This is a genomic window from Mycobacterium sp. (genome assembly GCF_032159565.1).
Classification (GTDB): domain Bacteria; phylum Actinomycetota; class Actinomycetes; order Mycobacteriales; family Mycobacteriaceae; genus Mycobacterium.
On sequence record NZ_JAVHWR010000098.1, the window covers coordinates 1 to 14,564 of the forward strand.

Annotated in this window: 12 protein-coding genes and 1 pseudogene; 4 read left to right on the forward strand and 9 right to left on the reverse strand. The window is 65.6% G+C overall.

Annotation, left to right across the window (positions count from 1 at the left end):
- On the reverse strand, window positions 1–985 hold a 985-nt coding region (locus QOC76_RS12095; RefSeq protein ID WP_526357075.1), incomplete at its 3' end, for a D-alanyl-D-alanine carboxypeptidase family protein.
- A gap of 307 nt (window positions 986–1,292) precedes the next feature.
- On the opposite strand from QOC76_RS12095, the gene QOC76_RS12100 reads away from it, so the two are divergent.
- Window positions 1,293–2,924, forward strand: coding sequence for a DUF6345 domain-containing protein (locus tag QOC76_RS12100; protein ID WP_526357076.1), 1,632 nt, complete (start codon window positions 1,293–1,295; stop codon window positions 2,922–2,924).
- Window positions 2,925–2,952: 28 nt separating this feature from the next.
- Here QOC76_RS12100 and QOC76_RS12105 read toward each other — a convergent pair whose 3' ends face one another.
- A complete protein-coding gene (locus QOC76_RS12105) occupies window positions 2,953–4,338 on the reverse strand; it encodes an aspartate aminotransferase family protein (RefSeq protein WP_526357077.1) in 1,386 nt (461 codons plus the stop codon).
- On the reverse strand, window positions 4,335–4,850 hold the full coding sequence (locus tag QOC76_RS12110) for an Lrp/AsnC family transcriptional regulator (RefSeq protein WP_526357078.1): 516 nt from the start codon (window positions 4,848–4,850) through the stop codon (window positions 4,335–4,337). The genes QOC76_RS12105 and QOC76_RS12110 overlap by 4 nt, the downstream gene beginning before the upstream one ends.
- Before the next feature lie 121 nt (window positions 4,851–4,971).
- On the opposite strand from QOC76_RS12110, the gene QOC76_RS12115 reads away from it, so the two are divergent.
- Both QOC76_RS12115 and QOC76_RS12120 read left to right on the forward strand, forming a co-directional pair.
- The gene (locus QOC76_RS12115; protein ID WP_526357079.1) at window positions 4,972–6,525 is read left to right on the forward strand and encodes an aminobutyraldehyde dehydrogenase; all 1,554 of its coding nucleotides are present in this window, start codon (window positions 4,972–4,974) and stop codon (window positions 6,523–6,525) included.
- 140 nt (window positions 6,526–6,665) lie between these two features.
- Window positions 6,666–8,018 (forward strand): annotated as a pseudogene (locus QOC76_RS12120) (amino acid permease); the annotation flags it as partial.
- 25 nt (window positions 8,019–8,043) lie between these two features.
- Here QOC76_RS12120 and QOC76_RS12125 read toward each other — a convergent pair.
- Complete coding sequence (locus tag QOC76_RS12125; RefSeq protein ID WP_526357080.1) at window positions 8,044–9,390, reverse strand: NAD-dependent succinate-semialdehyde dehydrogenase; 1,347 nt, start codon at window positions 9,388–9,390, stop codon at window positions 8,044–8,046.
- 45 nt (window positions 9,391–9,435) lie between these two features.
- A complete protein-coding gene (locus tag QOC76_RS12130; protein ID WP_526357081.1) occupies window positions 9,436–9,657 on the reverse strand; it encodes a hypothetical protein in 222 nt (73 codons plus the stop codon).
- Between the two features lie 100 nt (window positions 9,658–9,757).
- Between QOC76_RS12130 and sigJ the strand changes: the two genes are divergently transcribed.
- Window positions 9,758–10,666 (forward strand): RNA polymerase sigma factor SigJ, encoded by a 909-nt coding sequence (gene sigJ, locus QOC76_RS12135; RefSeq protein WP_526357082.1) that lies wholly within the window; start codon window positions 9,758–9,760, stop codon window positions 10,664–10,666.
- On the opposite strand, the gene QOC76_RS12140 is transcribed toward sigJ, so the two are convergent.
- The 4 genes from QOC76_RS12140 to sdhA all read right to left on the reverse strand — a co-directional run bounded on the left by QOC76_RS12140 (window position 10,635) and on the right by sdhA (window position 14,549).
- Window positions 10,635–11,270 carry a carboxymuconolactone decarboxylase family protein gene (locus QOC76_RS12140; protein ID WP_526357083.1) on the reverse strand — a complete coding sequence of 212 codons (636 nt, stop codon included), beginning with the start codon at window positions 11,268–11,270 and terminating at the stop codon, window positions 10,635–10,637. The two genes, sigJ and QOC76_RS12140, sit on opposite strands and share 32 nt — an antisense overlap.
- Before the next feature lie 128 nt (window positions 11,271–11,398).
- Window positions 11,399–11,824: a hypothetical protein gene (locus tag QOC76_RS12145; RefSeq protein WP_526357084.1), complete on the reverse strand. Its 426-nt coding sequence runs from the start codon at window positions 11,822–11,824 to the stop codon at window positions 11,399–11,401.
- A gap of 179 nt (window positions 11,825–12,003) precedes the next feature.
- Window positions 12,004–12,795, reverse strand: a complete 792-nt coding sequence (locus tag QOC76_RS12150) for a succinate dehydrogenase/fumarate reductase iron-sulfur subunit (RefSeq protein ID WP_526357085.1) — start codon at window positions 12,793–12,795, stop codon at window positions 12,004–12,006.
- Complete coding sequence (gene sdhA, locus QOC76_RS12155; protein ID WP_526357086.1) at window positions 12,795–14,549, reverse strand: succinate dehydrogenase flavoprotein subunit; 1,755 nt, start codon at window positions 14,547–14,549, stop codon at window positions 12,795–12,797. Before sdhA ends, QOC76_RS12150 begins: the two co-directional genes overlap by 1 nt.
- Window positions 14,550–14,564: the final 15 nt, after the last annotated feature.

Here is a 14,564-nt window from a genome sequence, read left to right on the forward strand (position 1 = left end):
CGTAATCCAGCAAGTGCGCGGCCTGCTCCCACGGCGCGATGGGCTGCCGGGTGCCACGCATCAGCACCGCGACCAGCCTGCGGCCGTCGTGGTCGGCTGCGCCGACGAACGTCTGGCCGGCGTCGTCGGTATAACCCGTCTTGCCGCCCATCGCGCCCGGGTAGTTGTAGAGCAGTTGGTTGTCGTTCTCGACCGGGTAGCCGGCGTCGCCGCGGCCGGGGAAGTCGAAGCTTCGGGTCGCGACGATCTCGGCGAACGTCGGGTTCTGCCACGCGTAGCGATAGAACAGGCCGATGTCGTAGGCCGACGTGCTCATACCGGGGCCGTCAAGACCCGATGGCGTCGCGACCCGGGTGTCGCGGCCGCCGAGCTTGCTCGCCAGGTCGTTGAGTTTGGTCAGTGTGGCGTCCGTGCCGCCCATCTGCATGGCCAACGCGTGGGCGGCGTCGTTACCGGAGTGCATGAGCAGTCCGTGCAGGATGTCGCGGATCGAGTAGTGGCCGCCCTCGCCGATACCGACCCTGGTGCCTTCTGCGCCCGCGTCTTCGGCGGTGCCCGCCACCACCTTGTGGATCGGTAGTTCCCGCAGTGCCTCCGTGGCCACCAGCACCTTGATGATGCTGGCCGGCCGATGCCTGCCGTGCGGATCCTTGGCGGCGATGACGTCGCCGGTGTCCAGGTCGGCCAGCAGCCAGGCTTCCGCCGAGATGTCATTGGGCACGGGCGGTGTGCCCGGTGCGGTGATCACGCCGCAGCCGCCGAGCGCGTCACCACCGACCGGATCGCCGGGTACCGCAAGGGGTTGGGGCGGGTCGCCGGCCGTCGGCACCTCCGACGAGTCGACCGCAGGCGGTGTGCTGGTCTGATACGGGCAGGCATCGGGTGCGGCGTTCGGTTCGGCGTTCGCCAGCGCCGGGCTCGCGATCAAGAACAGTGCCGCTGCCAGGGCGGTAGCGCGTTGGGACGCGGTCGTGAAGGTCGCCATCGTGACCGCAGATTAGGCGATTCGGCGCGCGAATCAGGGGAGCCACGCTGTTACTGATGTGGTTGGAGTTCCCAAAGTGACTGCCTCGGGCACGCCCAAACTCACATTTGGGCGGAAAAGTGCGAGACGAGCGCGCCGGAACGTCGATCTCGGTGCCCGGCGGTTGCTACAGGTCGAGGCTGGCCAGATCGGTGCGTCCCCGCAGAGTCATCGGCAAGTGGCGTAGCCGGTTACTCGTGTCAGGCACGCACGCCGTTCTTACAGTCGCCTCGACGTCGTATTACCGGAATCGTCACAGGAGGCGACCATGTCGGATGCTCTGATGGATAAGCAAGCCGTGTCGGATGTTCTGAAAGACAAGAACATCATCGGCATCGGAACGGTCAAACCTATGGCCGAACCCGAAGTGCTGCGCGCGGTAGAAGAATGGCTCGGCGGGTGGTACATCGTCGATCACAGTGCCTGTGGAAACGCCAATCTGCCTGCGACGCACGGGGACACATGGGGATTCATCAACGGCCGAGCTGCCTGGCAGAAGAAGAACTTCGTATACGGGAACGCTGACGTCTGGACCGACGACTTCAAGAGCGGCTCTGACCACTACGCGGCAAGCAACCTTCCTGCAGGTTTCGACGGCGTGGATTCCGTTGTGGTCGGCTACATCGCTACCCACGGCGTCACGTCGGGCACCACCTTCACGATGAGCGCGGGTGGGACCGGCCACGGCGGGTGCACGGTCAGGTCAACCCAAATGTCCTTCGGGCAAAACGATTTACGCTACATGTTCTTCTCCACCTGTCAGTCGGTGAGGAATGTCGACCCTGGTGCTGTCTGGTTCCGTACCGCCAAGGGAATACGCGCGATTCTCGGTTACCATACGAACATCGTCGATTCCGACGCGTACGGTAAGTACTTCTTTGAGAACTGGAAGAAGACCGGAGCCAAGACGACCGACTCGTTTCTCGATGCGAGCTGGCGTGTCAGCCATGACCAGGTGCCGGTGGCGGCGTGGTTCGGTCCCGACACGGCAACCGCGGAAAGCCTGCGGGATAACGAGGAATTCTTTCGGCTCGACGCCATCTCGGGCAGATCGATCGCTTGGAGCTGGTATGACGCGAGAACGCTGGACCGGGAACTGCTGCTGTCGAGGGTGCCGATCATGACGCTCGAGTTCAATGCACCGAGAGAACCTGAGGGCGCCGCAGAAGTGGTCTCTCGCCTGAGCTCAGGTGAACCAGTGGAAATCGACGAGACGACAATCAGCGGTGACAACGTCTGCCATCGCACCCGCAACGGTTCTGTGCTGGTCTTCAACACCCGTTCCGGCAGCATCGATCTCACGTTCCCGGCCTTCTCATCGCCGTCTGTCGTCGACTTCACAGATGCCGAGGCGGTGAATGCTGCCACGGATTATCTGCGCGGGAGGGAAGCGACGTTGCAGGGGCCGCGGGTGGACGACGCAGACATCGCCCTGATCCCGTCGGTTGTCCGCCGTTCAATGGTCGGGAGCGCTGAGGAGTCCGGCAGCACAGAACCGCATGTGCGACACGTGACGGTCGTATTCCGGCAGACGGTCAACGGGATCGCAACGATCGGCACCGGCGGCGTCGTCGAGGTCACGATCAACGGCGACCGGGAAGTTTGCCGGGTGAGAAGCGTGCTGCGCGAGATCGCGGCGGTCACCGCCGAGGACTCCGCGTTCGACGTCGCGACGTTACAACAGCGGGCAGAGGAGCTGGCGGTTGCCGAGGTTCTCGCGCAGCCGTACGTGGACGAATGCACGGTTGTGAAGTCGGAATTCGGGCTCTTCTCGGCAGACGAGAGCATCGCTCAGCGCAGCGCGGAGCCGTCGTTCCGCGTACTGGTGGAGATGCAGACGGGGCCGTTCTCCCGGCTCGTCGAGAAGATCTATCCGGCCCGACAGCTCAGCGGTAGCTAGCCAGTTCGGTTGCCGACAGGTCCGTCGACTAAAGCATCCTGCTGGCTTCGCCGAGCACGTTGTGCAGGATGTCGTAGATCGCGTCGAACTCCTTTTGCCCGCTGATCAGCGGGGGAGCCAGCTGCACCACTGGGTCGCCGCGGTCGTCGGCGCGGCAGTACAGACCCGCCTCGAACAGCGCGGGCGTCAGGAAGCCGCGGAGCAGGCGCTCGGATTCGTCGTCGTTGAAGGTCTCCTTGGTGGCCTTGTCCTTGACCAACTCGATGCCGTAGAAGAAGCCCTCGCCGCGCACATCGCCGACGATCGGCAGGTCGTACAGCTTCTCCAGCGTCGCCCGGAACGCGGGCGCGCTCTCCTTGACGTGGTCGTTGATGCCCTCGCGCTCGAAGATGTCGAGGTTGGCCAGCGCCACCGCCGACGACACCGGATGTCCGCCGAACGTGTAGCCGTGCCCGAACGTGGTCTTGCCGTCGTTGAACGGCTCGAACAGCCTGTCGCTGGCGATCATCGCGCCGATCGGGGAGTAACCCGACGTCAGGCCCTTGGCGCAGGTGATCATGTCGGGCACGTAGCCGAAGTCATCACACGCGAACATCGAGCCGATCCGGCCGTAGGCGCAGATCACCTCGTCGGACACCAACAGGACGTCGTACTCGTCGCAGATCTCCCGGACCCGCTCGAAGTATCCGGGCGGCGGCGGGAAACAACCGCCTGCGTTCTGCACCGGCTCGAGGAACACCGCGGCGACGGTGTCGGGGCCCTCGAACTCGATGGCCTCGGCGATGCGGTCCGCGCAGTACTCACCGAATGCCTTGATGTCGGTGTGGTACGGCTCGGGGGCGCGGTAGAAGTTGGTGTTCGGCACGCGGAACCCGCCCGGTGTCAGCGGCTCGAACGGCGCCTTGAACACCGGAAGGCCGGTGATGGCCAGCGCGCCCTGGGGCGTGCCGTGGTAGGCGATCGCACGGGAGACCACTTTGTACTTGCCCGGTTTGCCGGTCAGCTTGAAATAGTTCTTCGCCAGCTTCCACGCAGTCTCGACGGCCTCGCCGCCACCGGTGGTGAAGAACACGCGGTTCAGATCGCCCGGCGCGTAATGCGCGATCCGCTCGGACAATTCGATGGCAGGCGGTGTGGCATAGGACCACAGCGGGAAGAAGGACAGCGTCTCGGCCTGCTTGGCCGCCGCCTCTGCGAGCTCCTTACGGCCGTGGCCGACCTGCACCACGAACAGGCCCGACAGCCCGTCGATGTAGCTCTTGCCCTTGTCATCCCAGATCGTGACGCCCTCGCCACGAGTGATGATGGGCGGCGTGATGCCGTTGCCGTGCCGTGCGAAGTGGCCCCACAGGTGGCGATTCGCCTTTGCCGCCAGGTCGGTTGAAATTTCTGGTGCGATGTCAGTAGTCGTCATCTTGTACCCCAATTGTATTGCTGTTTAACGAGTTTCAGGTATACGAGCGTTTCGGTGGATATCACTCCCGGCAGTGCGCGAATCTGGGTGTTGAGCAGATCGAGCAGATCGTCGTCGTCCTCGCAGACCACTTCGATGATGGCGTCGAAGGAACCTGCGGTCAGCACCACATACTCGACCGCGTCGATCGCGGCCAACTTGTCGGCCACCCGTGTCGTGTCCCCGGTGCAGCGGATGCCGATCATCGCCTGTCGGGCGAATCCGAGCTGCATCGGATCGGTGACGGCGACGATCTGCATGACGCCTGCGTCGACCATGCGCTGCACCCGCTGCCGCACCGCGGCCTCGGAGAGTCCGACCGCCTTGCCGATGCCCGCATACGAGCGACGACCGTCCTGCTGCAGCTTCTCGATGATCGCCTTGGACAGGTCGTCGAGCTGGACTGCCGCCCCTGGACGCGTTTGGACGCGCTGGAATACGGGTTGGATGCCATCAGCACCCGGGTTGGCCATGCCTGAGATTGTGCACGGAATCCGTCGTTAAGAGCAACCAATCCAATGAAATCACGCGCCAAGCTCTCCCGTCACTGCAGGAATGCGTAGCCCGTGGCCACCCGTCGGCTAGCGTTGGGCCATGACTCGCGCTGATTCCCCGGGTCGTCCCCTGCCCTCCGGGCGTGGGCCCATCGCTCCTGCCCGCCGAACGGTATCGGCCAGGGTGGCCGGCAGCTGGATCAACGGCGCGGCGGTGGTCACCGGCGGCGCCCGTCACCAGGTCGTCAACCCGGCGAACGGCGACGTCGTCGCCGAGCTGGCGCTGGCCACCCCGCACGATGTCGACGCCGCCGTGGCGGCGGCGCGCGCGGCGCAACGGGGCTGGGGAAGTGCCACCCCGGTCGACCGCGCGACCGTGCTGGCCAAGCTGGCGGCGCTGATGTCCGACCACGCCGACGAGCTGGTCGCCGAGGAGGTCAGCCAGACGGGCAAGCCCGCGCGCCTGGCTCGGGAGTTCGACGTGCCGGGCAGTATCGACAATGTCGAATTCTTCGCAGGCGCGGCGCGCCACCTCGAGGGCAAGGCCACCGCGGAGTACTCCGGCGACCACACCTCGAGCATCCGGCGCGAGGCCGTCGGCGTGGTCGCGACCATCACCCCCTGGAACTACCCGCTGCAGATGGCGGTGTGGAAAGTGCTGCCCGCGCTGGCCGCGGGGTGCAGCGTCGTCATCAAGCCCGCGGAGCTGACCCCGTTGACCACGCTGACCCTGGCGCGGCTGGCCACCGAGGCGGGCCTGCCCGACGGCGTCTTCAACGTCGTCACCGGGGCGGGCGGCGACGTCGGCACCGCGCTAGCCGGCCATCGCGACGTCGACGTCGTGACGTTCACGGGTTCGACCCCGGTCGGCCGCAAGGTGATGGCCGCCGCGGCTGTGCATGGCCACCGCACCCAGCTCGAGCTCGGCGGCAAGGCGCCGTTCGTGGTGTTCGACGATGCCGATCTCGACGCCGCGATCCAGGGCGCGGTCGCGGGTTCGCTGATCAACACCGGACAGGACTGCACCGCGGCGACCAGGGCGATCGTCGCGCGCGAGCTCTACGACGACTTCGTCGCCGGTGTGGGTGAGCTGATGAGCAAGGTCGTTGTCGGCGATCCCGATGGCGAGGACACCGACCTCGGACCGCTCATCTCGATGGCCCACCGCGCCAAGGTTGCAGGCATGGTCGAGCGCGCGCCCGACCAGGGCGGCCGGATCGTCACCGGCGGCAGCGCACCCGATCTGCCAGGGTCCTTCTACCGGCCCACCCTGATCGCCGACGTCGCCGAGGACTCGGAGATCTATCGCGACGAGGTCTTCGGTCCAGTGTTGACGGTGCGGTCGTTCACCGACGACGACGACGCCCTGCGGCAGGCCAACGACACCGCCTACGGTTTGGCGGCTTCGGCCTGGACCCGCGACGTCTACCGCGCTCAGCGCGCATCACGGGAGATTCACTCCGGATGCGTGTGGATCAACGACCACATCCCGATCATCAGCGAGATGCCACACGGCGGTGTCGGCGCATCCGGTTTCGGCAAGGACATGTCGGACTACTCCTTCGAGGAGTACCTGACGATCAAGCACGTGATGAGCGACATCACCGGAGTCGCCGAGAAGGACTGGCACCGGATCATCTTCACGAAGCGCTAGGTCGCGTCGCGAGTCTGCGGGGAGATCGCGAATTCGGCGGCAACTGCGGTCTGTCAGCAGACTCGGCGCAGGTGACGGTTAGCTTCGAGCGCCAAACGGGTACACCCGGCTCACCTTGGTCAAGATCGACAGGAGTGCCCATGAGCGCGCTGGGACTGAAGAAGGCTCTGAATCAGCGTCAGCTGAGGATGATCGCGATCGGCGGCGTTATCGGCGCAGGTCTTTTCGTCGGTTCCGGCGTCGTGATAGGAGACACTGGTCCGGGCGCATTCATCACCTATGCGCTGTCCGGCGTGCTGATCATCATGGTGATGCGGATGCTCGCCGAAATGGCGGTCGCCAACCCGTCGACGGGTTCGTTCGCCGACTACTCGCGCGACGCGCTGGGCCACTGGGCGGGTTTCTCCGTCGGGTGGCTCTACTGGTACTTCTGGGTGATCGTCGTCGGCTTCGAAGCCATCGCGGGCGCGAAGATCGTGCAGTACTGGATCGACATCCCATTGTGGTTGTGCGGGTTGATATTCATGGTCCTGATGACGGCCACCAACCTGTTCTCGGTGAAGTCCTACGGCGAGTTCGAGTTCTGGTTCGCCGGCATCAAAGTGGCGGCGATCGTGGTCTTCATCGCGATCGGCGCCTGCTTCGTGCTCGGGCTGTGGCCCAACAAGTCGGCCGACTTCTCCAACCTGTGGAGCCAGGGCGGCTTCATGCCGATGGGGGTCGGCGTGATCACCGTCGGCATCGTCACCGTGATCTTCTCGATGGTCGGCCCGGAGATCGCGACGATCGCCGCGGCCGAGTCCTCGGACCCCGAGAAGGCCGTTTCGAGGGCCGCCAATTCGGTGATCTGGAGGATCCTGATTTTCTACGTCCTCTCGGTGTTCCTGCTCGTCACGATCGTGCCGTGGAACAACGAAGACCTTGCGGCATCCCCGTTCGTCGCCGCGTTCACCAAGATGGGCATCCCGTATGCCGACGACATCATGAACGCCGTCGTGCTGACGGCCGTGCTCAGCTGCCTCAACTCCGGGATGTACACGGCGTCGCGCATGTTGTTCGTCCTCGCCGCCCGCAACGAGGCGCCCGAACGGCTCATGCGGCTCACCCCTCGCGGCGTGCCCGCGAACGCGATCCTGTTCTCGTCGATCGTCGGCTTCCTGTGCGTGATCGCCGCCGCCTTCTTCGAGAAGAGCATCTTCGCGTTCCTGCTGAACTCCAGCGGCGCGATCATCCTGTTCGTCTACATCCTGATCGCGATATCGCAGATCGTGCTGCGCTACCGCAACGGGGATGGCGAACTGCGACTGAAGATGTGGCTGTTCCCGGTGCTGTCGATCCTCACCACGCTTGCCATGCTGGCGATACTCGTGCAGATGTTCCTCGACGACGAACTGCGGTGGCAGCTGGTGCTGAGCCTCTTGTCGTGGGCGGTGGTGCTGGGACTGTTCTTCCTCAACAAGCGGTTCAACACGAGCCATCACATCGACGCGGACGCCGCAGAGGCAAAGGCGCGCGCGCTCAGGTGATACGGATCAGCTTCTTGTTGACGAACTCGTCGATGCCGTAGCGGCCGAGCTCGCGGCCGAAGCCGGACCGCTTCACGCCACCGAACGGTAGTTCGACACCTTCTGCGCCGACGGCGTTGACGAACACCATGCCCGCCTCGATCCGGTCGGCGACCCGCTTGGCCTGATCATCGTCGGTGGTGAAGACGTAGGAGCCCAGCCCGAAGGGGGTGTCGTTGGCCAACGTGACGGCCTCGTCCTCGGAGCCGACCTTGTACACGGTCGCGACCGGCCCGAACAGCTCTTCTTTGTAGGACGGCGACTCCGGAGAGACGTCGGTGAGCACACCCGGCGGGAAGAAGGCCCCCTTGCGCTCACCCTCGGAGACCAACGTCGCGCCGTCGTCGACGGCTCGCTTCACCTGATCGTCCAGCCGCTCAGCCGCCGCCACCGACGACAGCGGGGCCAGGCCCTGCGCCTTCGCGAGCACCTTCTTGGTGAACTTGTCCAGGAAGTCGTCGTAAATGGTCTCGGAGACGATGATCCGCTTTGCGGCGTTGCAGGCCTGCCCGGTGTTCTCGAAGCGGCCCTCGATGGCGGCCTCCACCGTGGAATCGAGGTCGTCGGAGCTCAACACGATGAACGGGTCCGAGCCACCCAGTTCGAGCACGACCTTCTTCAGGTTGCGGCCGGCGACCTCCGCGACGGCGGCGCCCGCACGCTCGGAGCCGGTCAGCGAAACCCCTTGTACGCGTGGGTCGGCGATGACGTCGGCGACCTGGTCGTTGGTCGCGTAGATGTTGACGTAGGCGCCTTCGGGATAGCCGGCGTCGGCGAAAATCTGCTCAATGGCCGCCGCCGACTCGGGGCACTGCGGCGCATGCTTGAGCACGATCGTGTTGCCCAGCGTCAGGTTCGGGCCCGCGAACCGGGCGACCTGGTAGTAGGGGTAGTTCCACGGCATGATGCCCAGCAGCACACCGACCGAACTACGCCGGATGAGTGCCGAGCCTTCGCCGTCGAGAAGGTCGATGGGTTCGTCGGCGAGAAACTTCTCGGCGTTGTCGGCGTAGTACTCATAGATGGCCGCGCTGAATTCGACCTCGCCCTCGGACTGGTCGATCGGCTTGCCCATCTCGCGGTTGATGATCTTCGCGAGTTCTTCCTTGCGCTCGTTGTGGAGTTCGGCGACCCTACGGATGAGAGCGGCGCGGTCGGCCACCGTCGAACCCCGCGACCAGTCGCGGTGCGCCTTGCTGGCGGCCGCGATGGCGGCTTCGAGCTGCTCGCCTGTCGCGGTCGGGTACTCCTTGACCACCTCGCCCGTCGACGGGTCGGTTACGGCATACAGGGCGCTCATGATCGTGTGCTCCTTACGAGACAGGCAGGTCGGTCGGGAAGCGAATCAACGCATTCCCAGCTCCACAGCGCAATCCTGCACGAAATCAGTCGCTGAGTGCAACGAACGCGACGAATTCCAGTCAGCAGATTGACCGCGGCCGCCCGTCGACGCCATCCCGACGACGATGCTGGGCACCAGGCCGAGCGCGCCGCCTTTCAGGCCCTTGCTCTCAACGCCCGACCTTCCGGGTTCCTGAGGATGGACGGCGGTGCCGCCTGCAGCCATGGCCATCTTTCCTTGATCGATTCCTCGCAGCCAGAATACGGTTCCAGTTGTGAGAACGCTGCCAACCGGCTGTCAGAAGGGCGGGTTTAAGCTCAGCGGGGTGACCACCCGCGTCGACGAGTTCGAAGACCTGCGCTCACATCTGCTGGCGGTGGCCTATCGCCTCACGGGCACCTTCGCCGACGCGGAAGACGCCGTTCAAGACGCCTGGCTACGGTGGAATGCGTTGGGGCAGAAGCGAGATGAGATCGCCGATCTGCGTGCGTGGCTGACGACGGTGGTGAGCAGGCTGAGCGTAGACCGATTGCGCTCGGCCACGCACCGGCGCGAAACCTACGTCGGCGAATGGCTGCCCGAGCCGGTGGTGACGGGGCTCGAAGGCAACGATCCGCTCGCGGCGGTGGTGGCCGGCGAGGACGCGAGGTTCGCGGCGATGGTCGTGCTGGAGCGGTTGACGCCGGATCAACGGGTGGCGTTCGTGTTGCACGACGGATTCGCGGTGCCGTTCAGCGAGATTGCGTCGGTGCTCGGCGTCAGCGACGCCACGGCGCGGCAGTTGGCGTCGCGCGCGCGGCGGGCTGCGGCGTCCACGCAGGAGTCGGTGCCCGACCAAACGCACAATGAAGTGGCCGGTGCGCTGATGGCTGCGCTGGCTGCGGGCGATATGAACGCCGTTGTGCTCCTTCTGCATCCAGAGGTGACGTTCACCGGCGACTCCAATCGCAGGGCGCCGACGGCGGCACGTGTCATCCACGGCCCGGACAAGGTGGCGCGGTTCCTGTCCGGGCTGGCCCGGCGGTACGGGCCGAACTTCCTTTCGACGGCCCAGCTCGCCCTCGTCAACGGTCAGCTCGGCAGCTACACCCCTGGCGCACCGGCCGGCGGCGGCTATCCGGCGATGACGCCGCGGGTGACCGCGATGACCGTGCGCGACGGAAAGATCTCCGCCATTTGGGACGTCGCGAATCCCGACAAGTTCACTGCTTCCCCGATGGGGCCTCGTCGGTAGCTGCCTTCTCCTCAGGCGAGTGCTCGTCGGTAGCCCAGGGAACCCGGCATGCGTCACCGGAGCTGAAGCCCTGTTCGGTGATGCCAAGCGCCGAGTACATCCGGGCCCGCATGTTCTCCACGCCGATCTGATAGGTCAGCTCGATCACGCCGTCGTCGCCGAAGCGGCGCCGTAGGTCGTCGACCTGGTCGTCGGTGATGGTGTGCGGATCGGTGGTCATCGCGTCGGCGTAGGCGATGGCGGCCCGCTCGTCGTCGGTGTACGCAGGCGAGGTCGCATAGGCATCGATGTCCTTGAGCCGTTCGATATCGAGCCCCTCGAGCCGAATCAGCATGGAGCCGAAGTCGACGCACCACGAGCATCCGACGGTGCGCGCGGTCCAGAGCACCGCCAGTTCGCGGACGCTGGCAGGCAGCTTCTTCGAACCGGACTGCAGCAGCATCTCATGCACGCCGTTGGCCACCATCAGCCGCGGGTGATGCGCGGCAACGGTGAACGGCTCCGGCACCTCGCCGAACTTCCGCTTGGCGAACATGTACATCAGCCTGGTCAGCAGCGACGCGCGCTGCGGCGGCACGGGGGCGATACGGGTTTTCTGTGTCATACCCGTGAGACGAGGCAGCCCCGCAATATGTGACACCCCAGACGCGCGAAACTGCGGGGAGATCGCCATTGGTGCTTTGTCGGCGATCTGCCCGCAGTTTCGAGTTATGCGGAACTAGCGGTCGGGTACTACGGGGTGCCCACGCAGATGCCACCCGCGCACGCACCCGCACCGCCCGGTCCGGCTCCGGCACCCGCACCCGGCACGCCTGCGGTCGCACCGCCGGGTCCGGCCCCTGCGCCCGCGCCGCCCGCGCCTGCGGAGGCGCCGCCCGGTCCGGCTCCGGCACCCGCACCCGGCGCGCCTGCGGTGGCGCCGCCCGGTCCGGCTCCGGCACCCGCACCCGGTGCGCCGGTGGTTGCGCCAGGAGCTCCCGTACCGGCCGGGGTGGAGGTCACCGTGGTAGTCGCCGAGGTGCTGCTCGACGTGGTCGAGGACGTGCTGCTCTCGTCGCCTTTGCCACCACCACCGCATGCCGTCAGCGTGGTCGCGACCACGGCGGCAGCAATCCCTACGGTGACAGAGAAACGACGATAAAAGCGACTGTCAGTCATGATTGAGTACTCATTCCTGTGAGTGGTCCACTGGCAAACGTGGATGTACCCACTCGCCTCGCAAGTCAACCGTCCTGCCGAACGTGCGGGCGCTTCTGCCCCCGAACGCGCCGAGAAAGACCGGCCATCTGTGCACGGTCGGCTTTCGCAGGTCACATGGCGATCGCTGAGGCGGTGCGTTAGCGCGCGAACATCAAGGCGCGCTTGACCTCTTGGATCGCTTGCGTCACCTGGATGCCACGCGGGCACGATTCGGTGCAGTTGAAGGTGGTGCGGCAACGCCAGACGCCGTCCACCTCGTTGAGGATGTCGAGGCGCTCGGCGGCGGCCTCGTCGCGGCTGTCGAAGATGAACCGGTGGGCGTTGACGATGGCGGCGGGCCCGAAATAGCTGCCCTCGCTCCAATAGATCGGGCAGCTGGTGGTGCAGCAGGCGCACAGGATGCACTTGGTGGTGTCGTCGTAGCGGGCACGGTCGGTCGGGCTCTGGATCCGCTCACGCGTGGGCGGATTGCCGCTGACGATCAGGTATGGCTTCACCGCCCGGTAGGCGTCGAAGAACGGCTCCATATCCACCACGAGATCCTTTTCGACCGGCAGGCCGCGAATCGGTTCGATGGATATCGTCAGCTGTTTGTCCGGGTTCTTGGGCAGCAGATCGCGCATCAGCACTTTGCACGCCAGCCGGTTGACCCCGTTGATGCGCATGGCGTCCGAACCGCACACTCCGTGCGCGCACGACCGACGGAATGTCAGCGTGCCGTCGAGGTACCACTTGACGTAGTGCAGCAGGTTGAGCAGACGGTCGGTGGGCAGGCTCGGCACCCGGAAGCTCTGCCAGCCGGCGGCATCGGGGTCCTCGGGGTTGAAGCGGGCAATCTTCAGCGTCACCATCACCGCGCCGTCGGAGATCGGCGGCAGCGGCGGATCGACGGGTTCGATGACCTCGGCGGCGGGTCCTGGCTCGGTCATCAGTACTTCCGTTCCATCGGCTCGTACCGTGTCTGCACCACCGGCTTGTAGTCCAGCCGGATGTCGCTGAGCAGGTCGTCGCCCTGCTTGTAGGCCATCGTGTGGCGCATGTAGTTGGTGTCGTCGCGGTTGGGGTAGTCCTCACGGGCATGGCCGCCGCGGGACTCCTTGCGGTTCAGCGCGCCGACGACGGTGACCTCCGCCAGCTCGAGCAGCATGCCCAGCTCGATCGCTTCGAGGAGGTCGCTGTTGAAGCGTTTACCCTTGTCTTGCACCGTTATTCGGGCATACCGCTCCTTGAGCGCGTGGATGTCGGTGAGTGCCTGCTTGAGGGTCTCCTCGGTGCGGAACACCGCCGCGTTGTTGTCCATCGACTGCTGCAGCGCGCCACGGATGTCGGCGACGCGCTCGTTACCGTGGTCGGAGAGGATGTCGCCGATCCAGCCGACCACCATCTCCGCGGGGTTTTCCGGCATGTCGACATGGTCATGGCCCAGTGCGTAATTCGCGGCCGCGATGCCTGCGCGACGGCCGAACACATTGATGTCCAGCAGTGAGTTGGTGCCCAGCCGGTTGGCGCCGTGCACCGACACACAGGCGCATTCGCCCGCGGCGTACAGGCCCGCCACGACGTTGGTGTTGTCGCGCAACACCTGGCCGTGCACGGTGGTCGGGATGCCACCCATGACGTAGTGGCACGTCGGATAGACGGGAACCAGTTCCTTGACCGGGTCGACGCCGAGATAGGTCCTGGCGAACTCGGTGATGTCGGGGAGCTTGGCTTCGAGCACGTCGGCGCCCAGATGGCGGACGTCGATGTAGACGTAGTCCTTGTGCGGCCCCGCGCCGCGGCCCTCCAGTACTTCTCGCACCATCGAACGGGCCACGATGTCGCGGGGCGCCAGGTCGACGATGGTCGGCGCGTAACGCTCCATGAAGCGTTCGCCCTCTCCGTTGAGCAGTCGCCCGCCCTCGCCGCGCACCGCCTCGGATATCAGAATGCCGAGACCAGCCAGACCCGTCGGATGGAACTGGTGAAACTCCATGTCCTCCAAGGGAAGTCCCTTGCGGAAGACGATGCCCAAGCCGTCGCCGGTCAGGGTGTGCGCGTTGGACGTCGTCTTGTACATCCGCCCAGAGCCGCCGGTGGCGAACACGATCGCCTTGGCCGCGAACACGTGGATGTCGCCGGTCGCCAGTTCGTAGGCGATGACACCGGTCGCCACCTGGCCGCCGGGAGTGTCGCTCAGCGCGATGTCGAGCGCATAGAACTCGTTGAAGAACTCGACATCGTGCTTGACGCAGTTCTGGTACAGCGTCTGCAGGATCATGTGACCCGTGCGGTCCGCGGCGTAGCAGGCCCGGCGCACCGGCGCCTTGCCGTGGTCGCGGGTGTGCCCGCCGAACCGGCGCTGGTCGATGCGGCCTTCCGGGGTGCGGTTGAACGGCATCCCCATCTTCTCGAGGTCGAGCACCGCGTCGATGGCTTCCTTGCACATGATCTCGACGGCGTCCTGGTCGGCGAGGTAGTCGCCGCCCTTGACGGTGTCGAAGGTGTGCCATTCCCAGTTGTCCTCTTCGACATTGGCCAGGGCCGCGCACATTCCGCCCTGCGCCGCACCGGTGTGACTGCGCGTCGGGTACAGCTTGGTCAACACGGCCGTGCGGGCGCGCGGCCCGGCCTCGACGGCGGCTCGCATACCGGCGCCGCCCGCGCCGACGATGACGACGTCGTAGCGATGTTCAATGATCATCTGGAGCTCATTTTC